Source organism: Luteimicrobium album (assembly GCF_030161555.1).
Taxonomy (GTDB): Bacteria; Actinomycetota; Actinomycetes; order Actinomycetales; family Cellulomonadaceae; genus Luteimicrobium; species Luteimicrobium album.
Genome location: NZ_BSUK01000001.1, coordinates 1,834,896 through 1,856,223, shown reverse-complemented (window position 1 = coordinate 1,856,223; position 21,328 = coordinate 1,834,896). Strand labels below are relative to the sequence as shown.

The 21,328-nt window shown below is 74.0% G+C and carries 21 protein-coding genes and 4 pseudogenes; 15 read left to right on the top strand and 10 right to left on the bottom strand.

Annotated elements, in window-relative coordinates:
- Positions 1-23: 23 nt before the first annotated feature.
- Positions 24-1,475, top strand: coding sequence for an adenylosuccinate lyase (gene purB / locus QQK45_RS09665; protein WP_431310329.1), 1,452 nt, complete (start codon positions 24-26; stop codon positions 1,473-1,475).
- Between the two features lie 197 nt (positions 1,476-1,672).
- On the opposite strand, the gene QQK45_RS09660 is transcribed toward purB, so the two are convergent.
- The 7 genes from QQK45_RS09660 to QQK45_RS09630 form a co-directional block, all read right to left on the bottom strand.
- Positions 1,673-2,899, bottom strand: a complete 1,227-nt coding sequence (locus QQK45_RS09660) for an SH3 domain-containing protein (RefSeq protein WP_284293082.1) — start codon at positions 2,897-2,899, stop codon at positions 1,673-1,675.
- Positions 2,900-3,098: 199 nt separating this feature from the next.
- Positions 3,099-4,301: an FAD-dependent oxidoreductase gene (locus QQK45_RS09655; RefSeq protein WP_284293081.1), complete on the bottom strand. Its 1,203-nt coding sequence runs from the start codon at positions 4,299-4,301 to the stop codon at positions 3,099-3,101.
- Between the two features lie 450 nt (positions 4,302-4,751).
- Entirely contained in the window at positions 4,752-4,889 is a 138-nt protein-coding gene (locus QQK45_RS09650) for a hypothetical protein (protein WP_284293080.1), read from the bottom strand.
- Positions 4,886-6,424, bottom strand: a complete 1,539-nt coding sequence (locus tag QQK45_RS09645; protein ID WP_284293079.1) for a cation:proton antiporter — start codon at positions 6,422-6,424, stop codon at positions 4,886-4,888. The genes QQK45_RS09650 and QQK45_RS09645 overlap by 4 nt, the downstream gene beginning before the upstream one ends.
- 37 nt (positions 6,425-6,461) lie before the next feature.
- Complete coding sequence (locus QQK45_RS09640) at positions 6,462-6,713, bottom strand: hypothetical protein (protein ID WP_284293078.1); 252 nt, start codon at positions 6,711-6,713, stop codon at positions 6,462-6,464.
- Between the two features lie 142 nt (positions 6,714-6,855).
- A complete protein-coding gene (locus tag QQK45_RS09635; RefSeq protein ID WP_284293077.1) occupies positions 6,856-7,191 on the bottom strand; it encodes a DUF952 domain-containing protein in 336 nt (111 codons plus the stop codon).
- Positions 7,188-8,480, bottom strand: a complete 1,293-nt coding sequence (locus QQK45_RS09630) for a glutamyl-tRNA reductase (protein ID WP_284293076.1) — start codon at positions 8,478-8,480, stop codon at positions 7,188-7,190. Before QQK45_RS09630 ends, QQK45_RS09635 begins: the two co-directional genes overlap by 4 nt.
- A 47-nt stretch (positions 8,481-8,527) precedes the next feature.
- Here QQK45_RS09630 and hemE point away from each other — a divergent pair.
- The 7 genes and pseudogenes from hemE to QQK45_RS09595 all read left to right on the top strand — a co-directional run bounded on the left by hemE (position 8,528) and on the right by QQK45_RS09595 (position 12,913).
- A pseudogene (gene hemE, locus QQK45_RS09625) lies at positions 8,528-9,624 on the top strand (uroporphyrinogen decarboxylase).
- A 73-nt stretch (positions 9,625-9,697) separates the two neighbouring features.
- Positions 9,698-10,279: pseudogene (locus QQK45_RS09620) on the top strand (protoporphyrinogen/coproporphyrinogen oxidase); the annotation flags it as partial.
- A gap of 113 nt (positions 10,280-10,392) precedes the next feature.
- Positions 10,393-11,148: a protoporphyrinogen/coproporphyrinogen oxidase gene (locus QQK45_RS09615; protein ID WP_284295150.1), complete on the top strand. Its 756-nt coding sequence runs from the start codon at positions 10,393-10,395 to the stop codon at positions 11,146-11,148.
- Between the two features lie 92 nt (positions 11,149-11,240).
- Positions 11,241-11,537 carry a helix-turn-helix transcriptional regulator gene (locus QQK45_RS09610; RefSeq protein ID WP_284293075.1) on the top strand — a complete coding sequence of 99 codons (297 nt, stop codon included), beginning with the start codon at positions 11,241-11,243 and terminating at the stop codon, positions 11,535-11,537.
- Positions 11,534-11,662: a hypothetical protein gene (locus QQK45_RS09605; protein ID WP_284293074.1), complete on the top strand. Its 129-nt coding sequence runs from the start codon at positions 11,534-11,536 to the stop codon at positions 11,660-11,662. The genes QQK45_RS09610 and QQK45_RS09605 overlap by 4 nt, the downstream gene beginning before the upstream one ends.
- Positions 11,650-12,483, top strand: coding sequence for a type II toxin-antitoxin system HipA family toxin (locus QQK45_RS09600; protein ID WP_284293073.1), 834 nt, complete (start codon positions 11,650-11,652; stop codon positions 12,481-12,483). The genes QQK45_RS09605 and QQK45_RS09600 overlap by 13 nt, the downstream gene beginning before the upstream one ends.
- 43 nt (positions 12,484-12,526) lie before the next feature.
- A complete protein-coding gene (locus QQK45_RS09595; RefSeq protein ID WP_284293072.1) occupies positions 12,527-12,913 on the top strand; it encodes a VOC family protein in 387 nt (128 codons plus the stop codon).
- Between the two features lie 9 nt (positions 12,914-12,922).
- Here QQK45_RS09595 and QQK45_RS09590 read toward each other — a convergent pair whose 3' ends face one another.
- Positions 12,923-13,819, bottom strand: a complete 897-nt coding sequence (locus QQK45_RS09590; RefSeq protein WP_284293071.1) for an alpha/beta fold hydrolase — start codon at positions 13,817-13,819, stop codon at positions 12,923-12,925.
- Positions 13,820-13,935: 116 nt separating this feature from the next.
- Between QQK45_RS09590 and hemC the strand changes: the two genes are divergently transcribed.
- The 7 genes and pseudogenes from hemC to QQK45_RS09555 all read left to right on the top strand — a co-directional run bounded on the left by hemC (position 13,936) and on the right by QQK45_RS09555 (position 20,211).
- Positions 13,936-14,961 carry a hydroxymethylbilane synthase gene (gene hemC / locus QQK45_RS09585; protein ID WP_284293070.1) on the top strand — a complete coding sequence of 342 codons (1,026 nt, stop codon included), beginning with the start codon at positions 13,936-13,938 and terminating at the stop codon, positions 14,959-14,961.
- 2 nt (positions 14,962-14,963) lie between these two features.
- The gene (locus QQK45_RS09580) at positions 14,964-15,830 is read left to right on the top strand and encodes a uroporphyrinogen-III synthase (protein WP_284293069.1); all 867 of its coding nucleotides are present in this window, start codon (positions 14,964-14,966) and stop codon (positions 15,828-15,830) included.
- A pseudogene (gene hemB / locus QQK45_RS09575) lies at positions 15,827-16,815 on the top strand (porphobilinogen synthase). Before QQK45_RS09580 ends, hemB begins: the two are co-directional and overlap by 4 nt.
- Positions 16,812-18,146: a glutamate-1-semialdehyde 2,1-aminomutase gene (hemL, locus tag QQK45_RS09570; RefSeq protein ID WP_284293068.1), complete on the top strand. Its 1,335-nt coding sequence runs from the start codon at positions 16,812-16,814 to the stop codon at positions 18,144-18,146. Before hemB ends, hemL begins: the two are co-directional and overlap by 4 nt.
- 130 nt (positions 18,147-18,276) lie before the next feature.
- Positions 18,277-18,864 carry a nucleotidyltransferase domain-containing protein gene (locus tag QQK45_RS09565; protein WP_284294998.1) on the top strand — a complete coding sequence of 196 codons (588 nt, stop codon included), beginning with the start codon at positions 18,277-18,279 and terminating at the stop codon, positions 18,862-18,864.
- Positions 18,865-18,866: 2 nt separating this feature from the next.
- Positions 18,867-19,253 (top strand): hypothetical protein, encoded by a 387-nt coding sequence (locus QQK45_RS09560; RefSeq protein WP_284293067.1) that lies wholly within the window; start codon positions 18,867-18,869, stop codon positions 19,251-19,253.
- A 127-nt stretch (positions 19,254-19,380) separates the two neighbouring features.
- A complete protein-coding gene (locus QQK45_RS09555) occupies positions 19,381-20,211 on the top strand; it encodes a siderophore-interacting protein (protein WP_284293066.1) in 831 nt (276 codons plus the stop codon).
- Between the two features lie 11 nt (positions 20,212-20,222).
- Here the strand turns inward: QQK45_RS09555 and QQK45_RS09550 are convergent, their stop codons facing one another.
- Both QQK45_RS09550 and QQK45_RS22115 read right to left on the bottom strand, forming a co-directional pair.
- Complete coding sequence (locus QQK45_RS09550) at positions 20,223-20,618, bottom strand: sensor histidine kinase (protein WP_348525349.1); 396 nt, start codon at positions 20,616-20,618, stop codon at positions 20,223-20,225.
- Positions 20,604-21,263 (bottom strand): annotated as a pseudogene (locus tag QQK45_RS22115) (histidine kinase); the annotation flags it as partial. The gene QQK45_RS09550 and the pseudogene QQK45_RS22115, both read right to left, overlap by 15 nt.
- Positions 21,264-21,328: the final 65 nt, after the last annotated feature.

The following is a 21,328-nucleotide window of genomic DNA, read 5'->3' as shown; positions in this document are numbered from 1 at the left end:
GGTGGCCCCCGCCGCATGGGACACTGAGGTACGTGAACCTTGCCGACGTGACGCCCCCGATCGCCCTCGGTCCGCTCGACGGCCGCTATCGCCCCGCGGTCGCCCCGCTCGTCGACCACCTCTCGGAGGCGGCGCTCAACCGGGCGCGCATCCATGTCGAGGTCGAGTGGCTCATCACCCTGTGCGACGGCGTCCCGGGCGTGACGCAGGGCGCGGTCGTCCCCGGCGCGCCCGGCCTGTCCGACGCCGAGCGCGCCTACCTGCGCGGGATCCCCGAGGCGTTCGGCGCCGACGAGATCGCCGAGCTCGCGACCATCGAGCGCGAGACGGTGCACGACGTCAAGGCCGTCGAGTACTTCGTGAAGCGCCGCCTCGCCGTGGCGCCCGAGGTCCTCGGCGCCGACACCGTCCTGCCGGGCGTCGGCGAGCTCGTCCACTTCGCGTGCACGAGCGAGGACGTCAACAACCTGTCCTACGCGCTCATGGTCCAGGGCGCGGTGCGCTCCGTCTGGCTGCCCGCAGCGACGGCGCTCGCCGACCAGGTCGCAGACCTCGCGCGCGAGCACGCGGCCGTCCCGATGCTGAGCCGCACGCACGGCCAGCCCGCGACGCCCACGACGCTCGGCAAGGAGCTCGCCGTCCTCGCGCACCGCCTGCGCCGTCAGCTACGCCGCGTCGAGGGCGCCGAGTACCTGGGCAAGCTCAACGGCGCGACCGGCACGTACGGCGCGCACACCGTCGCCGTCCCCGGCGTGGACTGGCCGGCCGTCTCGAAGCACGTCGTCGAGCACCTCGGCCTGGTCTGGAACCCGCTCACCACGCAGATCGAGTCGCACGACTGGCAGGCCGAGCTCTACGCCGACGTCGCCCGGTTCAACCGGGTGCTGCACAACCTCGCGACCGACGTCTGGACGTACATCTCGCTCGGGTTCTTCGTGCAGATCCCCGTCCCGGGCGCGACGGGCTCGTCGACGATGCCGCACAAGGTCAACCCGATCCGCTTCGAGAACGCCGAGGCGAACCTCGAGATCTCGTCCGCGCTGCTCGACACGCTCGCGTCGACGCTCGTGACGTCCCGCATGCAGCGCGACCTCACCGACTCCACGACGCAGCGCAACATCGGCACCGCGTTCGGGCACTCGCTGCTCGCCGTCGACAACGTCCGCCGCGGGCTGGGCGGCCTCGCCGTCGGGACGACCACGCTCGACGCCGACCTCGACGCCAACTGGGAGGTGCTCGGCGAGCCCGTCCAGTCCGCGATGCGCGCGGCGTCGGTCGCGGGCGTCCCTGGCATGGACAACCCGTACGAGCGGCTCAAGGAGCTCACGCGCGGCCAGCGCATCGACGCCGCGCAGCTCCGGGAGTTCGTCGCCGGCCTCGGCCTGCCCGACGACGTCGCCGCCCGGCTCTCCGCGCTTACCCCGGCCACCTACACCGGCCTGGCGGAGCAGCTGGTCCGCGACTACCTGGCCTGACGCACGCCGCGCCGTCGTCGCCCCTCCGTCGAGCAAGCGGGTTTGCCCCCGAGCAAGCAGTTGAACCCTGCTTGCTCGGCGGGAAACCCGCTTGGTCGGCGGGCAGCCCCTCAGCGCCCCTGCCGACCGCCGGCACCCGGCTCGTGCGAGCCCCGCTCACCAGGGTGACGCTCGTCGTCGTGCAGTGAGCCACACGCTCACTTCGTGGTGCGCAGGTACTCCGTCGCGACGTAGCCGGTGTGCCCGGACGCGCTGACCTTCTGCCAGCCCTTCGACGCGGCCGCCTGGGGCTGCACCGCCGTGTTCTTCTTGAGCTTGGCGACGACCTTCGACGACGTCGACGCGCTCGCCCGCAGGTTGAGGGTCGTGACGTTCACGTACTTGAGCGCGTAGAGGGCCTGTGCCTTGGTGGCCTTGAGGTACTCCGTGGCGACGTACCCGGTGTGCCCACCGGACGTGACCTTGACCCAGCCGGACTTCGAGACGCTGCCCTGGTAGGTGACGGCGGCGCCGCGCTTGAGCTTGGCGACGACCTTCGACGACGTCGACGCGCTCGCCCGCAGGTTGAGGGTCGTGACCGCGACGTAGCGGACGGGCTTGCTCGGCGCGGGGACGGCGACCTTGGAGGGGCCCACGTAGCTGGAGTCGACCCAGCCGGACCGGGTGCCGTACTTCACGGGCAGCCACCCGTTCGACTTGCTGCCGGGCTTGGTCGTGAGCGTCGCGTTGACGGGCAGCACGACCTCGCTCGGCGTACCCGTGCTCGCCCCCACCCGCAGGTTGAGACGCGTCCGCGCGTAGTACGTGCACGACGACGGCACGGTGCGCTTGATCGCCGACGTCGCCCCCGCGGTCAGGTTCACCCCGTGAGCCTTCATGTACGGGAGGGGGTCCGTCGAGGACACGCCGTAGCCGCCGGGCCAGACCTCGAGGTGGAGGTGGGGGCCGGTCGCGACGCCGTTCGAGCCGACGTCGGCGATGTGCTGGCCGGCCTTGACCGTCTGCCCGGCCTTGACGTACTTGGTCGCGTTCCACATGTGGCCGTACACGGTCGAGACCTTCTTGCCGGCGATCACGTGGTCGATGACGATCCACTGCCCGAACCCGGATACGGCCCCGGCCTTGCGGACGACGCCGTTCGCGACCGCGTAGATCGGCGTCCCGTCGGCTGCGGCCAGGTCCTGGCCGAGGTGCCAGTCGGACGCGTCCACCGTCGGCATGCACCGGGGCCCGTAGTACGACGACAGCCGGTACTTCCCGGACTTGAGCGGGGTGACGACCTTGGTGGTGTTGGTCGGGGTCGCAGCCTCGAGCGCGGCAGCGAGGACCGCGGGTTCGATCGTCGCGGTCCCGGGTGTCGCGGCGCCGGCGGCCGTCGCCCCCACGCCCGCGAAGGCCAGCGCGGCAGCGACCGTGAACGTCACCCTCCGGGTGCCGGCGCCGTGCACGGGGCGCGCTGCGACGCCGCCCCCGCCCGCTTCGAATCGATGCGAACCATGGTCGTGCCTCCCCTCAGGACCCCTGTGGCGCTGTTCCCGGACCCGTCTCCACGGGTCCTTCACAAGCCTTCGCAAGATATCCCGAGAGAACCGGTTCCGCGCGCGCTGAGCGCGTCACCGCAGGTCAGGGACCCGGCCCGCCGGAGAGGGAGCGTGACCGGGCCGTCGACCGACCACGCTCACTCCACGTCCGGCCCGACCCCTGGCCGGCGGCGCCGAAGAACTCGACGAAGCTCTCCGGCGCCCGGTCGCCGAGGCACAGGTCGAGGAGCTCGCGTGCGTCGACGGCCTCGGCCGCGCTCCGCGCGAACATGGCCTCCTCGAACGCCGCGATCGCGGCCTCGACGTCGTCCGGGTGGGCGGCGACGGCCTGGGCAAGCTCGGCGGCGTCGAGCATCGCGAGGTTGGCGCCCTCGCCCGACGGGGGCATGAGGTGCGCGGCGTCCCCGATCAGGGTGACCCCCGGGACGTGGTCCCAGCGGTGGTCGCCGGGCAGGCCGTGGATCCTGCGCGCGACCGGGGCGGTCTCGCCGTCCGTGATCAGCGCCGTGAGCTCGGGCGCCCAGCCCTCGAACTCGGCGGCGACGCGCGCGGTCGCGGCCGCCGCGTCGTCGAAGTCGATCGCGTCGACCCAGGCCAGCGGGCGCGCGAGCTCGACGTAGGTGTGCAGGACGCCCCCGGCCTCCCGGTGCGCCACGATGCCCTGGCCCGGCGCGAGCGCCGACATCGCCCCGGCTCCCACGATCTCCGCGGTGCGCGGGTGACGGGTGTCGACGTCGCGCAGGTACGTCTCGACGAACGTGTAACCGCTGTACTCGGGCCGGGCGCCCGAGACGAGCGGGCGGACCTTCGACCACGCGCCGTCGGCGCCGACCAGGAGGCCGGTGGTCACGACCTCGCCGTCGGTGAAGGTCAGCTCGTGACGCCCGTCGCCCAGCGCGCGGACGCCCGCGACTTTGCGACCCCACCGGACGGTGCCCTCGGGGAGCGAGTCGAGCAGGACCCGGCGCAGGTCGCCGCGCAGGACCTCGGGCCGGTTGCTCGTGCCGTCGTCGGGCAGGTCGAGGAGCAGGACGCCCTGGGCGTCGCGGATCGACATCGCCTCGGCGCCGGCGTGGATGATCGCGTGGAACGCCTCGGTCAGCCCGGCGGCCTCGAGAGCGACCTGGCCGTTGTGCGGGTGGATGTCGATCTGGCCGCCCTGGGTGCGGGCGTCGGCCGACGGCGCGGCCTCGTAGACCGTCGCGGGGATGCCGTGGACGTGCAGGACGCGGGCGAGGGTCAGGCCGCCCAGGCCTGCGCCGACGATGGTGACGGGTGTCGTCATGATGGTTCCTTCCGACAGAGACTCTGGAACGTTGTTCCATTTCCATGGTGGAACGCTGTTCCAGCAATGTCAAGGGCATGAGCGGGTGCCTCGGAACGACCGTTACCGGGACCAGGCCCTGTGCGCGGGTGGACTCGTCGGGGTGCATTGCACCGTCGAGGACATGCCGGGCGACTCGGACTGCGTCGTGCGTGCGGTGCGCGCCGTGTTCGTCGATCGACACTCGGCTTCGAGGTCGTCCGTTCGTCCGCGTAGCCGCACCAGCCACCACAACGCCGCGCCCACGCTGGACACGAGTCGGACATACAGCCCGGAAGGTCGCCACCGACCCGGGCGTCGGGGGTCCTGGCGCGGAGCTGTGGTGACTGGTGCGGCTACGACCCGGCGCGGGGCGCCCGCGATCCTCACAACGTGTCCAGGGACGTGGTCCCTGGGTGAGTCGACGCGCCGTCAGCCCGCGAGCCGACCCCGGAGGTCGATCGCGATCTCGTCGGCGTCGAGGTTGGAGAGCGCGTCCTCGAGCAGGTCGGCGTCGAACGTGCCGTTGTCCCGGGCATCGAGCAGCGCCGCCCGCTGCGCCGCGATCACCCCGAGCCGGTAGTTCTTCTGCTCCGCGAACTGCTCGGACCGCGGTTCCCCCTCACGCGCCGGGGCTCCTCGACGCCCGCCGAGCTGGACCGCAGGATCTCGAACAGCCGCGTCCGCTCGGCGCTCGACCGTTCGGCGGCCGCCGCCTCGTCCACCGGGGGCGCGAGCCGCCGGAGCAGCGGGCCGATCGTGCCGCCCTGGACGAGGAGCGACAGCGCCGCAACGGTGTACGCGACGAGCACGAGGACCGAGCGCTGCGGCGTGTCGTCCGGGAGCGTCTGCGCGGCCGCCACCGTGACGGCACCGCGCATGCCCGCCCACACGACCGCCGTGCCCTCGCGCCACCCGAGCGGCTCGCGTAGGAAGTACTCGACGTCGGCGAGGCCGCGCGTGATCCGGACCGCGAAGCGGTCGAGGTCGCTCTCCGAGGGACGGCGCCCGGGACGCGCGCTCGCCCGCTCCAGGATCTCCTGCTTGCCCTCGGGCGTCGTCATCTTCTCCTGCATCTCGACGAGCCGAGGCTGCAGCTTCTCGCGCCGCCGGGCGCGCCGCCCCAGGCTGACGAGCAGGGACGAGACGTAGACCGCCCGCACCAGGACCGTGATCGCGAGCGCTCCGAGCGCGACGAGCACCGCCGTCCCCACCCCGGCGTGGTCCCGCTCGACGTGCTCGACGACCTCCTTGAGCTGCACGCCCATCGTCAGGAACACGGCCCCCTCGAGGACGAGCTCGACCGTCCGCCAGTTCTGCGAGTCGGACAGCCGGTTCTCCGGCGACAGCAGTCGCGGTGCCCGGATCCCGGTCATCAGACCCGCCACGACGGCCGCCACGAGGCCGGACGCGCCGAGCGCCTCCGCCGGCACGGCTGCGATGAACGGCACCGTGAAGGAGATCACCGTGTTGACGGTCGCGTCGGTCACCCGCCGACGGACCACGAGGTTCAGCCACCCGACCACGCCCCCGACGGCGACCGCCACGACCACCGAGTACGCGAACGTCCCGAGGGCGCCCCAGAACGAGAAGGACGCCGACGTCGCGACGATCGCGGTGCGCAGGATCACGAGCGCCGTGGCGTCGTTGAGGAGGCTCTCGCCGTCGAGCATCGCCACGACCCGTTTGGACACCGACGTCTGTTTGATGATCGACGTCGCCACCGCGTCCGTGGGGCTGACGATCGCGCCGAGCGCGACGCCCCACGCGAACCCGATCCCGGGGATCACGAGCGCGAAGAACAGGCCGAGCACGAGCGAGCTCGCCACCACGAGCACGACCGACAGGCCACTGATCGCCCCGAACTCGCGCCGGAAGTTCATGGTCGGCATCGACACCGCGGACGAGTAGAGCAGCGGGGGCAGCACTCCCTCGAGAATCCACTCCGGCTCGATCCGGGCGGAGCCGAACGCGGGCAGGAAGCTTGCGGCGACCCCGACCGCGACCAGGACGAGGGGTGCTGCGACCCCCAGGCGCGGGCCGTAGACGGTCGCGGCGGCGATGACGAGAAGGCCGCTGACGATGACGACGAGGAGCTCGGTCACCCGGTCAGACTGGCAGCACCACGACCCGGCGGCGACCTCAGCGGTACCGACGACGGCGGACGGCGTCCACCGCGCCGAAGCACGCCCGCGCGGCGCCGCGGCCGAGCACGCGGCCGACGGACGTCGTCGTCGGGGCCGGAGGAAGGTCGAGGGGGTCCAGGCGCCGGCGGGCGGCGAGCTGCACCGACGCCGAGGGCAGGAGCCCCGACAGGTCCGCGTCCGTGCCGCGCGCGGCGAGCGCCGCGTCCAGGCGCGGGGAAGGGTGCGGCACGCCGTCCGGAGCGGTCATCGGTCCTCCTCGGGTTCCCCGTCGAACCCTGTTCTGCCCCTGATGGATCGCCCCCGCGGCCCGCGGCGCGGACCGGGGACCACACTAACCACGCCCGACACAGATCGCGATACCTCCCGGGCGGGGTGTCAGACCGACCGCGTCACCCGGGCGGCGGGGCGAACGCGCCGTCCGGCCCGGGCAGCCACGGGTCCGCACGGACGACGGCGCGCACCGGCAGCGGGCCGTACAGGTGCGGGAACCAGGCGGCGGCCGGGTCGGCCGGGTCACCCGGCTCCCAGCGCAGGGGCGCGTCGACGAGGGCCGGGTCGACCGTGAGGAGCAGCAGGTCGCGGGCGCCACGGTGCAGCGCGTTCGCGGGGATGTGGACCGTGCCGCGGTCGGAGAGGTGGACGAAGCCGTCGGCCTCGAAGCCCGCGGGGACGTAGGCGGCAGCCGTGGGGTCCCACGCCGCCGCCGGGCAGAAGTGGTAGATCACGACGACGACGCGGCCGACCGCAGCGACACGATGTCGCGGTGCAGGCGGGCCCGCACCTCGCGGCGTGCGGCGAGCTCGACCTCCTCCGCGTCCACCTCGACGCCCTCCGCGGCCGCCTCCGCGAGGCGCTGGGCCACGAGCCGATCGATCTCCGCGTCCGCCGCGCGCACGAGGTCGACGACGCGCGCGTCGGACGCCCGGTAGCCCTCGCCCTGCACGAAGTGCTCGGCGGCGTGGTCGACGATCGCCGCGGCCTCCGCGACGGCGGCCCCGGAGACGTGCGGGGCGCGCGCCTGCAGCGCGGCGAGGTCGTAGAGCAGGACGCCGTCGACATCGGCGACCTGCGGCGCGACGTCCCGGGTGAGCGCGAGGTCGAGGACGACGAGCGGGCGGGTCGTCGCGTCGTCGCCCGCGGCCTTCGCGGCGCGGGCGCGGGCGCCGAGCACGTGGGCGGCGTCGAGCGCGGGCCTCAGGGACGCCGTCGGGTCGCCCACGCGGCCGCCGCCCGAGCACGCGACGACGAGGTCCACGTCCTCGAGCTCGACGAGGAGGTCGGCGGCGGGCCTGACGTCCACGTCGTCGGCGTCGTGCGAAGCCACGAACGCGTCCGCCCGGCCGGACCGGGAGAACACGCGCACGTCGGTGACGCCGCGGGCACGCAGGGCGGCGAAGCTCGCGCCCGCGTACGAGCCGGTGCCGACGAGCAGGGTCCGGACCTGCGACCACGGCGGGAGGTCGGCGCCCGCGAGGTCCAGCCCGAGCGAGACGAGCGAACGCCCGGCCGCGCTCAGCGCCGTCTCGTTGCTCACGCGCTTGGACGCGCGCGCCGCGGCCTGGAAGAGCCGCTCGAGGGGCGCCGTCGTCGTGCCCGCGGGGCGCGACGCCTCGAGGGCCCGCTTCACCTGGCCGGCGATCTGTCGCTCCCCCACGACCATCGAGTCCAGGCCGGACGCGACGGCGAACAGGTGGCGGGCGACGTCCTCGTCCGCGCGGACGGTGAGGGCGGCGAGGGCCTCGTCCGACGTCAGCGCCGACGACGACGCCACGACCCGGGCGACCTCGCGCGCCGCGTGCTCGCGGGCCAGCCCGTTGACCGGACCGCCGTCGGCCTGCTCGGCGACGTCCACGTACACCTCGAAGCGGTTGCACGTCGCGAGCACGACGGCACCGCTGATGGGGTCGCACCGCACCAGATCCGACTCGACGACACGGTGGGCGCCCGACGAGAGGCGCTCCAGCGTCTCCAGGTCGAGGTCGTGATGACTGGCGGTGAAGGAGAGCAGAGGCACAGTGCTTCGATTGAAGCACCGCGGCCCCGTCGCGGCACAATCGAAGGGTGACCCCCGGCAAGCCCCTTCCCGACGCGCACCCGCTCGCCTCTTCACGCACCAGCGAGGCGCCCTCGTGCGCGCGCTGCGCGGTGACCGGCCCGACGTGCTGCCCGTCTGGTTCATGCGCCAGGCCGGCCGTTCGCTGCCCGAGTACAAGGCCGCACGCGAGGGCACGACGATGCTCGAGTCCTGCCTGAACCCCGGCCTGAGCAGCGAGATCACGCTGCAGCCGGTGCGCCGGCACGGCGTCGACGCGGCCGTCTTCTACTCGGACATCGTCGTGCCGCTGCTCCTCGCCGGGGTGGGGGTGGAGATCCAGCCGGGCGTCGGCCCGGTCATGGACCGGCCCTACCGCACCGCCGACGACGTCGCCCGGCTGGTCGAGCACGAGCTCACCTGGGAGGCGCTCGCCCCGGTGCGCGAGGGGTCGAGCTGACCGTCTCGGAGCTGCGTGAGATTCCTCTCATCGGGTTCGCCGGGGCACCGTTCACGCTCGCCGCGTACCTCGTCGAGGGCCGGCCGTCGCGCGACCACCTCGCCGCGCGGACCCTCATGCACGCCGACCCGGGGACGTGGTTCCGGCTCGTCGAGTGGGCTGCCGACATCACGGGGACGTTCCTGCGCGCGCAGGTCCTCGCGGGCGCGAGCGCCGGGCAGCTCTTCGACTCGTGGGCCGGCGCGCTGTCGCTCGACGACTACTCGCGCTACGCGCTGCCCGCGTCGTCGCGGGCGCTCACGCACGTCACCGACCTGACCGTCGGTACCGGCGCTGACGCGCCCGGCGTCCCCCTCGTGCACTTCGGCACGGGAACCGGGCACCTGCTCGAGGCGATGCGCCACGCGGGTGCGGGAGCGATCGGCGTCGACTACCGCACCCCCTCGACGAGGCCGCGAAGCTGCTCGGCGGCACGACGCCGCTCCAGGGCAACATCGACCCCGCCCTCCTGTTCGCTCCGTGGGAGGTGCTCGAGGAGCACGTGCGCGACGTCGTCGAGCGGGGAGGTACGCGCCCGCGCACGTCGTGAACCTGGGGCACGGGGTCCCGCCGACGACGGACCCGACCGTCCTGACGCGCGTCGTCGAGCTGGTCCACTCCCTGTGACCCCCGCTGCCCCCCACCCTGCGCGAAGTAGTACGGCCGCCGTACTACTTCGCGGGAGAGCGGGGGCGCGGGAATGGCTGAGCGGTGGGACGCCGTCGTGCTCGGGGCGGGCGTCGCGGGGCTGGTGGCCGCGTACGACCTCGCGCGGGGCGGGGCGCGCGTGCTCGTGCTCGACGGCGCAGCCCGCCCGGGCGGGACGGTCGCCGGCGCGACGATCGCCGTGGGCGACGGGCGCACCGTCGATGTCGATGTCGGTGCCGAGTCGTTCGCGACCCGCACCCCCGCGGTCGGCGACCTCGCGCGCGAGCTCGGGCTCGCCGTCGTCGACCCCGACCCGCGTGGCGCCTGGGCGTACGCCGGTGCCGGCACCGAGGACGACCCGGCCCGTGCGCTCCCGCTCCCCCGCACCGCGACCCTCGGCATCCCGACGACCCCGTGGGCGCCCGACGTGCGCCGCGTCCTCGGGCTCGGCGGCGCCCTGCGCGCGTGGTGGGACCTCGGGATGGCGCGCACGCCCGTCCCCGACTCGCTGGCGGAGTGGGTCACGCAGCGCCTCGGCCCGACCGTCCTGGAACGGCTCGTCGCACCCGTCGCGGGCGGCATCCACTCGGCCGACCCCGCGACGCTCGACCCGCGTGCCGTCGCGCCGCAGCTCGTCGCCGCGTACGAGAAGACGGGCTCGCTGCTGCGCGCCGCGTCGACGCTCGCCGACGCCCCCGGCCGGGGAACGCCAAGCCCGGCTCGGCGGTCGCGGGGATCGACGGCGGCATGCACCGCCTCGTCGAGGCGCTCGCCGACGCCGTCCGTGACGCGGGTGGCGAGCTCCGGTTCGGCATCCACGTCGACGGGCTCGAGCACGACGGCGGGCTCTGGCGCGTCACCGGCACCACCGGCGCGGGGGCTGTCACCGCCGAGGCGCCGCGCGTCGTCGTCGCGCTCCCCCGCACCCCCGCACTCGGGCTCCTCACTCCGTTCCTCGAGGACCTGTCAGAGCCTGGTTCACCTCTCCGGGATCGTGGTTCTGACACGGCGCGGGGCGGGTCGGACGTGCGGCTCATCACGCTCGTCCTGCGCGCCCCCGTGCTCGACATCGCGCCCCGCGGCACCGGCGTCCTCGTCGCCCCCGGCGCGGACGTCCGCGCCAAGGGCCTCACGCACGCGAGCGCCAAGTGGCCGTGGCTGCGGGCGCAGCTCCCCGACGGCGTGCACGTGGTCCGGCTCTCCTACGGGCGCGCGGGCGACCCCGAGCCGACCGTCCCGCCGACCGTCGACGAAGCGGTCGCCGACGCATCCCGGCTGCTCGGCGTCCCGCTCGACCCCTCGCAGGTGCTCGACCACCTCGACACGCACTGGCCCGACGCCCTCGCGCCCGCCCGCCCGGCGGACCGCGCCACCGCCGACGACGCCGTCCACCGCCTGCCCGGGCTCGCCGTCGTCGGGGCGTGGGTCGCGGGGACGGGGCTGGCGGCCGTCGTCGAGCAGGCGCGGGCAGCGGTGGACGGGACCCGCGCCGCCGGACGCTGACGCGTACCTGCGACTCCCTCTTCTTAAAGAGCGCCATAGCGACCCTTAACCCCTATAGTGGTCACTATCTCGACCACTATTCGGGAGAACTCATGGCTGCACCACTCCCAGCCGTCATCCTGAGGTCGGCCCGCGAGATCGGACTCGACTTCGCGGGCTGGCGGAAGATCCTCGGGCTTACCGCCGCGCAGGTCGCCGAGCGAGCCGACATCACGCGTGGCACGCTGCGCAAGCTCGAGCAGGGCGACCCGAGCGTCAGCTTCCACGTCGTGCTGCGGGTCGCCCGGACTCTGGGCGTCCTCGACACCCTCACCGAGGCGCTCGACCCCCTGGCCAGCGACCTCGGTCGAGCACGCGCCGGTCAGCTCGAGCGGAAGCGCGTGCGATGACGCTCTACGACGCACTCGAGGTCCACGTCGAGCTCGACGGGACGACCGTCCTCGCCGGGCGCGCGCAGTCGGCTCCGATCCCGTCGACACGTTCCTGGATCCCGGGCACGACGTGCCACGGCTGATCCACCTGCCCGAGCTGCTCCACGCGGCCGACGTCGCCGCGCGAGACGGTGCCGGTCAGCTCGACGCCGTGAGGGCGCTGCTCGCAGCGGGCACCGGATCCCTGGGCGGGGCGCGCCCCAAGGCGGCCGTGCTCGACGCCGACGGCCACCAGCTGATCGCGAAGTTCCCGCACCACGACGACGACTGGGACGTCATGGCCTGGGAGGCGACCGCGCTGGATCTGGCCGGTGCTGCCGGCGTCCAGGTCGCACAGCACCGCCTCGTGCAGATCGAGGGACAGCATGTCCTCCTGCTCGATCGGTTCGACCGCGACGCCGCCGGCAACCGCGTCGGGTACATGAGCGCGATGACCCTGCTCGAGCAGCGAGACGGCGATCACGGCGACTACGTCGACGTCGTCGAGCGCCTCGCCGAGGTCGGCGCCCGCGCGAAGGACGACGCGCACCAGCTGTTCCGTCGCGTCGCTCTCAGCGTCGGGCTGAACAACACCGACGACCATCTCCGCAACCACGGATTTGTCCGCCATCGCGGCGGGTGGGCGCTGAGCCCGGCGTTCGACGTGAACCCCAACCCGGATCCGGACCTGCGCCAGACGACTATCGCCGGCGCCGACCGTCCCGACGACGAGCGAGAGGGCCTCGTCGAGCTCGCACGGTCCTGCAGGCTCACGCCTGCCGAGGCCCGGTCGGTGTGCGACGAGGTCGCCGGCGCGGTCGACCACTGGCAGGAGATCGCGGTACGCAACGCGGTGCCGGAGTCCCAGCTCAGCCGGTTCGAGGACTCCTTCTCTTCCGGGCTCCGGACGCTCCGCGCGGTCTGACACGGCGCTCGCGCGGACGGCGCCGGAGCGAGAGGATCTCCGGATGAGTTCCCTGACCGGTATCGACCACCTCGTCCTGACCGTCGCCGACGTCGACGCGTCCGCCACCTTCTACGAGCGCCTCGGGCTGCGCCACGAGACGTTCGGGGAGGGCCGGCACGCCGTCGTCGGGCCGGGGTTCAAGATCAATCTGCACCCTGCGGACGGCGACCCGATCGAGCCGCGCGCCGCCCGACCGACGCCCGGCAGCGCGGACGTGTGCCTCGTCAACGACGGCCCGCTCACCGAGGTCGTCGCGCTGCTCGACGACGCCGGCGTGCCCGTCGAGCTCGGTCCCGTCCGGCGCACGGGGGCGCGCGGGCCGATGACGAGCGTCTACGTGCGTGACCCCGACCGGAACCTCGTGGAGCTCTGCTCCTACGAGGGCTGAGGGCCGATCTCAGTACCGCGGCTGCACCGCCGACGCCCCCTGGAAGAACGGCTCGAGGAGGTCGGCGACGCGGGCGGGGTCGCCGTCGTTGTCGGGGTCGTTGTGCGTCATCCCGCTCAGGGTGACGCGGTGAGCGTGCGGGAGGACGTCGACGAGCGCCGCGAGCGCGACATCGAAGTAGGCGGGGCTCTTCGCACCGCCCAGGAGGAGGACGTCGGCGGTCACGGCTGTGTAGTCGGGGGTCGTGTCGGCGAGCTCGGTCACGAGGGCCATGTCGTGGTGCATGGCCCGGATCACGTCGGACGTCGACGCGTCACCGGGCGCCGGGCGCTGCAACAGCAGGACGAGCCGCAGCAGCGGCGTCACGAGGAACGACGGCAACCGGAAGAACGCGGGCGCGACCCGCAGCCCGACCATCGCGGTCCGCATCGCGGCGGCGAGGCGTCCGGCGGCGACCTGACGGTCATAGGTCGGGACCCACGCGGTCGGGACGGACCCGCCGACCGAGAGCGCCGGCTCGTACAGCGCCAGCCGGGTCAGCTCGGGGATCTCGGTGGCGGCCCGGAGCGCGACGAGCCCGCCCGCGCTCAGCCCGAACACCGCGTGCGCGCCTGTCGCCTCGACGAGCGCGCGCAGGTCCTCGACCTCGCGCGCGGCGTGCTCGCCGTCGGGCCCGCTCCAGGGGCTCGCGCCGCGCCCCCGTCGGTCGGGGACGATCACGTCGAACGACCCCGCGAGCGCCTCCGCGAGGCGCACGAGGTTCTGTCCGGCCTGGAGGCCGCCGTGCAGGAGGATCACCGCGGGGCCGTGCCCGGTCCGGCGGTAGCCGATGCGGGTGCCGTCCGCGGAGACGACGTGCCCGGTCGTGAAGGGCGCCGGGTTCGGCCGGCCCGTGCTGGTGTCCATGCGACGATCGTCGGCGCGGGCGCTGCCAGATCGCTGACGTGGCGCTGACAGTGGCGCCGATCTGACGGCGGGTCAGGTGATTTCGCGCGTCCCCCGCCCGGGCGGACACTGGACGGGTGACCTCCACCCTCCCGACGGCGACCGTGCGCGTCGGCACCCGCGGTTCGACGCTCGCCCTCACCCAGACGCAGACGATCGCCGACCGGCTCGCCGAGCTCACCGGGCTCGAGGTGGAGCTGGTCCGCATCACGACCGACGGCGACGTGAGGACCGGGTCGCTGGCCCAGCTCGGCGGGACGGGCGTGTTCGTGACGGCGCTGCGCGAGGCCCTGCTGGACGGCCGTTGCGACGTCGCGGTCCACTCCCTCAAGGACCTCCCCGTCGCGCCCGCCCCGGGACTGCGGCTCGTGAGCCCTGAGCGCGAGAACCCGCGCGACGTCCTGTGCTCGCGCACCGGCGCGGGCCTGTTCGCCCTGCCCGACGGCGCCCGCGTGGGCACCGGGTCGCCGCGCCGCGCCGCGCAGCTCCGCGCCGCCCGTCCCGACCTCGACGTCGTCGACATCCGCGGCAACATCGACACCCGCCTCGGCCGGGCGCACCCCGAGACCGGGGACCTGGACGCCGTCGTGCTGGCCCGGGCCGGGCTCGCCCGGATCGGCCGGCTGGACGCGGTCGCCGAGGCGTTCGAGCCGGGGGTCATGCTGCCAGCGCCGGGGCAGGGAGCGCTCGCCGTCGAGGTGCGCGAGCCCGGGCCGGAGCCCACCGGGCTGGACCGCGCCCTGCAGGTGGCGCTCGACGCCCTCACGGACCGGGAGACCACACTGTCCGTGACGGCCGAGCGCGCGTTCCTCGCCCGGCTCGAGGCCGGCTGCGCCGCGCCGCTGGGCGCGCTCGCGCACGTCGAGATGACCGTCCCCGACGTCGACGACGACTCCCTCGCCCCCGAAGGCGTCACGAGCTCCGAGGAGCTCGTGCTCGAGGCGGTCGCCGTCACGCTCGACGGCCGCACCTCCGAGCGCCGCACGGCGCGGCTCCAGGCCACCGGCGACGACATCACGACCGACGACGCCACCCGCCTCGGCACCCAGCTCGCCGACGAGATCGCAGCGGCCATGCCGGACGTCGTCGGGACCGGGCGCTGACCGTGACCGAGCGTCCCCTCGACGGGCGGACCGTCCTCGTGCCGCGCTCGCTCGACCGCGCGGTCGGGCTCGCGGCGCGCCTGCACGAGCTCGGTGCGCGCGTGCTGGTGAGCCCCGTGATCGAGCGTGCGCCCGCCGACGACCTCGACGCCCTCGACGACGCCGCCCGCGACCTCGCCGCCGGCGGCTACGCGTGGGTGCTCGTGACGAGCGTGAACGCGGTCGACGAGCTCGCTGCCGCCTGGGCCCGGGTCGCCTCCGGGTCGCTCGGGGACGCACCCGCCCGGTGGGCCGCCGTCGGGCCGTCGACCGCCCGCGCGCTGCGCGAGGCCGGCGTCGAGCCCGCGCTCGTCCCCGAGGACCACTCGGCGCTCGGACTGCTCGCGGCCCTCCGCTCCCTCGCCGCCCCCGCTCCCGGCGTGTCAGAACGTGGTTCACGTATCCGGGACCCTCGTTCTGACACGTCCGACGACGGCGGCCCGCGCGTCCTCCTGCCCCTCGGCGACCTGGCGCGTCCGACGCTCGAACGGGGGCTGACCTCGATGGGGGCTCGCCCGCACGTCGTGACGGCATACCGCACGGTGACGCACCTGATCGACGGCGAGGCCCGCGAGGCCTGGGCCGCCGGCACCGTCGACGCCGTCGTCCTGACCTCCGGGAGCGTGACGCGCGAGGTGGTGACGCAGCTCGGGGCGCGGGACGACGTCGTCGGCGTCGCCATCGGCACCCCGACCGCGCGCGCCGCCGAGGATGTGGGGCTGCGGGTCGCGGCGGTCGCCGCCACCGCGGACGACGCCGGGCTGGCCGACGCGACCGTCCGCGCCCTCACCCCCGCCTCCGAGACCACCGACCGAGGAGCCTCCTCATGACCACCCCGCCCCGCCCGTACGTGCGACCGCGCCGTCTGCGCACCACCCCGCGCTGCGGCGTCTCGTGTCGGAGCACCGCCTGCACGCCGCGGACCTCGTGCTGCCGCTCTTCGTCAAGGAGAGCCTCACGGAGCCCGCGCCGCTCGGCTCGATGCCCGGCGTCGTGCAGCACACGCTCGACAGCCTCGCGGCGGCCGTCAAGGAGGCCGCGGACGCCGGCGTCGGCGGGGTCATGCTGTTCGGCATCCCGGCCGTGCGCGACGCGGTCGGCTCGCAGGCCGACGACCCCGACGGCATCCTCCAGCGCGGGCTCCGCGTCGCGGTCGAGGCGGCCGCCGGGAGGCTGGTGGTCATGTCGGACCTCTGCCTCGACGAGTTCACCGACCACGGCCACTGCGGCGTGCTCGACGGCGCAGGCCGGGTCGACAACGACGCGACCCTCGTGCGCTACCAGGCCATGGCCGTCGCGCAGGCCGAGGCGGGCGCCGACGTCCTGGGGCTCAGCGGCATGATGGACGGCCAGGTCGCGGCGTGCCGCGACGCCCTCGACGACGCCGGGTACATGGACACCGCGATCCTCGCCTACACCGCCAAGTACGCGAGCGCGTTCTACGGCCCGTTCCGCGAGGCCGTCGACTCGGAGCTCCAGGGCGACCGTCGGACGTACCAGCTCGACCCCGCCAACGGGCGCGAGGGGGTCCGCGAGACGGACATCGACCTGCTCGAGGGCGCTGACGTCGTCATGGTCAAGCCCGCCGGGAACCTCGACATCCTGGCCGAGGTCGCGCAGCGCTCGGAGGTGCCCGTCGCCGCGTACCAGGTGTCGGGCGAGTACGCGATGATCGAGGCCGCGGCGGCGAACGGGTGGATCTCGCGTCGCCCCGCGATCGAGGAGTCGCTCACCATGATCAAGCGCGCCGGCGCGGACGTCGTGCTCACGTACTGGGCGGTCGAGGTCGCCGGCTGGTTGAAGGAGAACCGATGACCACGAACCACGAGGCGTTCGCCCGCGCGCGGGCCGCGATCCCGGGTGGCGTGAACTCGCCCGTCCGCGCGTACGGCAGCGTCGGCGGGGACCCGCGGTTCCTCGCCGGCGCCCGCGGCGCGTACGTGACCGACGTCGCGGGCCGCGAGTACGTGGACCTCGTCTGCTCGTGGGGCCCCGCGCTCCTCGGGCACGCGCAGCCCGACGTCGTCGCTGCGGTCCAGGAGGCCGCTGCGCGCGGGCTGTCGTTCGGGGCACCGACGGTCGGCGAGGTCGAGCTGGCCGAGGAGATCCGCCGTCGGGTGCCGCTCGCCGAGCGGGTCCGGCTCGTCTCGACGGGCACCGAGGCCACCATGACGGCGATCCGCCTGGCCCGCGGCGTGACCGGGCGCGACCTCGTCGTGAAGTTCTCGGGCTGCTACCACGGGCACGGCGACGCGCTCCTGGCCGACGCCGGGTCCGGCGTCGCGACGCTCGCCCTGCCCGGCTCCGCAGGCGTCACCGAGGCGACCGCGGCCGAGACGATCGTCGTGCCCTACGGCGACCTGTCCGCCGTCGAGGACGCGTTCACCCGGTACGGCTCCCAGATCGCCGCCGTCATCACGGAGGCCGCGCCCGCCAACATGGGCGTCGTCCGGCCTCCCGAAGGCTTCAACCAGGGCCTGCGCCGCGTCACCGCCGAGCACGGCGCGCTGCTCATCCTCGACGAGGTGCTCACCGGGTTCCGGGTCGGGCCGTCGGGGTGGTGGGGGCTCGAGTCGGGCCTCGACCCGGCCGGCGACGACTACTACGCACCCGACCTGTTCACGTTCGGGAAGGTCGTCGGCGGCGGCATGCCCGTGGCGGCGCTCGCCGGGTCCGCCGAGGTCATGGACCAGCTCGCCCCGCTCGGCCCCGTCTACCAGGCGGGCACGCTGTCGGGGAACCCGGTCGCGGTCGCCGCGGGCCTCGCGACCCTGCGCCTCGCCGACGACGCCGTCTACGCCCACGTCGACGCCGCCGCCGCTCGCCTGTCGGCCGCCGTGCACCGCGCGCTCGACGACGCAGGCGTGCCCCATGTCGTCCAGCACGCCGGGAGCCTGTTCTCGGTGTTCTTCGGGGAGCTGGCCGCACGGTTCAGCGTCACCACGTACGCACAGGCCAAGACCCAGGACGCCTTCCGGTACACCGCGTTCTTCCACGCCATGCTCGACGCCGGGGTGAACCTGCCGCCGTCGGTCTTCGAGGCGTGGTTCCTGTCCGCCGCGCACGACGACGTCGCGCTCGGCCGGATCGAGGCCGCCCTCCCCGCGGCCGCCCGGGCGGCGGCGGAGGCCACCACCCCCGCCTGAGACACCAGCACCCAGGATAGTGGATGCACATCTATTAAAGTGGATATGCATCCACTATCCTGGGCGAATGGATCTTCGGAGTCCGATCGGCACGATCATCCCGTCGGTCGACGGGCTGGTCCTGCAGGTGATGGCGCGCGCCGGACTACCACTGACCGGCCTCCAGGTCGCGAGCCTCGCCGGTGCTTCGCCCGAACGCACCCGACAGGTGCTCCGGCGCCTGACCGACGACGGCCTGGTCGTCAAGCGTGAAGCCGGGGCCGCCTTCGTGTACTCGGCAAACGCGGACCACATCCTGTGGCCGGCCGTCCGCACGCTGGTCGACACCTGCGACAGCACCGTCCTCCTTCTCAAGCAAGAGGCCGTCCGGGCCTGCGGCGAGCACGCAACTTCCAGCACACTTGACCGCCTCACCCTCGCCTTGTTCGGTTCGGTCGCCCGAGGCACGCCACGATCTGACAGCGACATCGACATCTTGCTGATCGTTCCGGACGACATCTCCCCCGAGCTCACCGAGACGCTCGTCGCAACCCTCATCGAGACGCTCGGCGTCGCCAGCGGCAACGAGGCCAACGTTCTCGCCCTGACACGCGCACGATTCGACGAGATGGTGCGTCACCACGACCCTCTTGTCGAGACGCTCGCCACTGACGCGCAAGTGTTCAACGGCCCGGACTTTCGACGACGGCTGACAGGAGCATCGTGGGACGACGAGTGATGATGAGCGCGGCCGACGTACGCGGCCGTGCACGGTCCGCACGCGAGTTCCTCCAGGTCGCTCAGGAACGCGTCGAGATCGCGCCGGACGGCCCGTCCGAGATCGCCCAGGTCGCGGCGGCCAACGCCGTGCACGCCGCGATCGCGGCGGCCGATGCGATCTGCGGTAGGTCGCTGGGTTACCACGCCTCAGGTTCCGACCATCGTGAGGCCGTCGGCCTGCTCAGGAGCGTGCCCGGCGCCGGCGCACGGCTCGCTCCCAAGCTCGCGCGCCTCCTGTCGGACAAGACCGAGTTCACCTACGGCGGCTTCTGTACACGTGCAGAAGCCCAACGGGCAACGAAGGACGCGGGCGCCCTCGTCGAGGAACTCGACCGACTCTCGCTCTAGCAGCCCGGGCAACGTCGCTGCCTTCGCAGCACATCGAAGCCGCCCTCCCCGCGGCCACCAGGCTCAGTGCCCGAGGGTCGACCATCGGCCGGTTAGGATGACCTAACCCGACGAGAAGAGGATCTTCGTGACCGACCGTCCCCGGCGCCCCGCCAGGCCGCAGATCGAGCTCGAGGTGCTGAGCACCCGACGCCTGTCCCCGCACCTCGTGCGGCTCGTCCTCGGGGGCGAGGGGTTCGCGCGCTTCACCCCGAACGCGTTCACGGACCGCTACGTCAAGATCTTCTTCTCACCGTCGGGCGAGGAGCTCCACCCGCCGTTCGACGTCGCCGAGCTCCGCGCGACCCTGCCCGCCGACCGCGTGCCCGTCACCCGGACGTACACGGTCCGCGAGGTGAACGAGGCCGAGGGGTGGCTGGCCGTCGACTTCGTCGTCCACGGAGACGAGGGCCTCGCCGGGCCGTGGGCCGCGTCGGCCGTCCCGGGCGACCACGTCGTCCTGACCGGTCCGGGCGGCGGCTACGCGCCGGACCCGACCGCCGACTGGCACCTCCTCGTCGGCGACGAGTCCGCGCTCCCCGCGATCGCGGCCGCGCTCGAGGCCTTGCCCGACGACGCCGAGGGCGACGCGTTCGTCGAGGTCGCCGGCCCGGAGGACGAGGTCCCCCTGACGGTGCCCGCGGGCGTCGCACTGCGCTGGGTCCACCGCGGCCCCGACGTCTCCGGCACGCCGAGGCTCCTCGCCGACGCCGTCGCCGCGGCTCCCTGGCGCGACGGCCGGGTGCACGCGTTCGTGCACGGCGAGCGCGAGTCGGTCAAGGCGCTGCGCGACGTCATGCTCTACCAACGCGGCGTGGCCCGCGAACACCTGTCGATCTCCGGGTACTGGGCGCGCGGCCGTGCCGAGGACAGGTTCCAGGCCGAGAAGCGCGAGCCGATCGGCCAGATCCTGCCCTGACGCCCGCGGCCTCACCCTGCGAGCGGGACCCGGATCGTCGCGACCGTGCCGCCGTCGGCCGGGCTCTCGAGCGTGAGCGATCCGTCGAACGCGCCGAGCCGCCGCGCGATCCCGGCCAACCCGGACCCCTCGGCGGCCGCCGCGCCGCCCGCGCCGTCGTCGGAGACCACGACGACGAGCGGACCGGGCCGGGAGACGTCCACGGTGGCCCGCGTCGCCCGGGCGTGCTTCGCGACGTTCGCGAGCAGCTCCGACACCGCGAAGTAGACGGCCGACTCGACAGGCATCGGCACAAGCCCCTCGAGCGTCGACGCGACCTCGACCGGCAGTGGCGCCTCGAGCGCGATCGTCCGGACGGCGTCCACGAGCCCGCGGTCCGCGAGCACCGGCGGGTGGATCCCGCGCACGAGGTCGCGCAGCTCCTGCAGCGCCGCCGACGACGACGCCTTGGCCTCCGCGAGCATCGCCCGCGCGGCCTCGGGGTCCGTCTCCATGAGCCGCTCCGCCGCCGTGAGGTTCATGCCCATCGCGACGATGCGTGCCTGTGCGCCGTCGTGCAGGTCCCGCTCGATGCGGCGGACCTCGGCGGACGCGTCGTCGACGGCATCGGCACGGGACCGCGTGAGGTCCTCGACGCGCTGCTCGAGCGCCCGCGCCGGGGGCGACAGGACGAGACGAACCCACCGCGCGTGCCAGCCGAGCGCGGGCCGCGCGAGGAAGTACCCGAGGACCGCCGCGGCGACGCCGACCCCGGCCCCGATCACCGCGGTGGTCTGATCGCTGACGGGAACGAACAGGAACCACTCCGTCCCGCCGTCGTACCGGGTCACGGTGGGCCAGATGGCGAGGAGCACGAGGCCCCACGCCATCTCGAGGATCAGCGCGACCGGGAGCAACGCGACGAAGAGCCCGACGACCGGGTCGACGACCACCCAGAGCACGTCCCGTCCCGTCGTCGGGTCGCGGACCAGTTCGACGAGCCGCCGCCACGGGGCGAGCGCGCCGGACCCCAGGGGGCGTCGTCGAACGGCCTGTAGTACTCCGGGACCTCGATCCCGGCGTACTCCTTCGCGAGCCGGCGCTGCCGTCGCGCGGCGTTCCGGATCGCGGTGAGCGC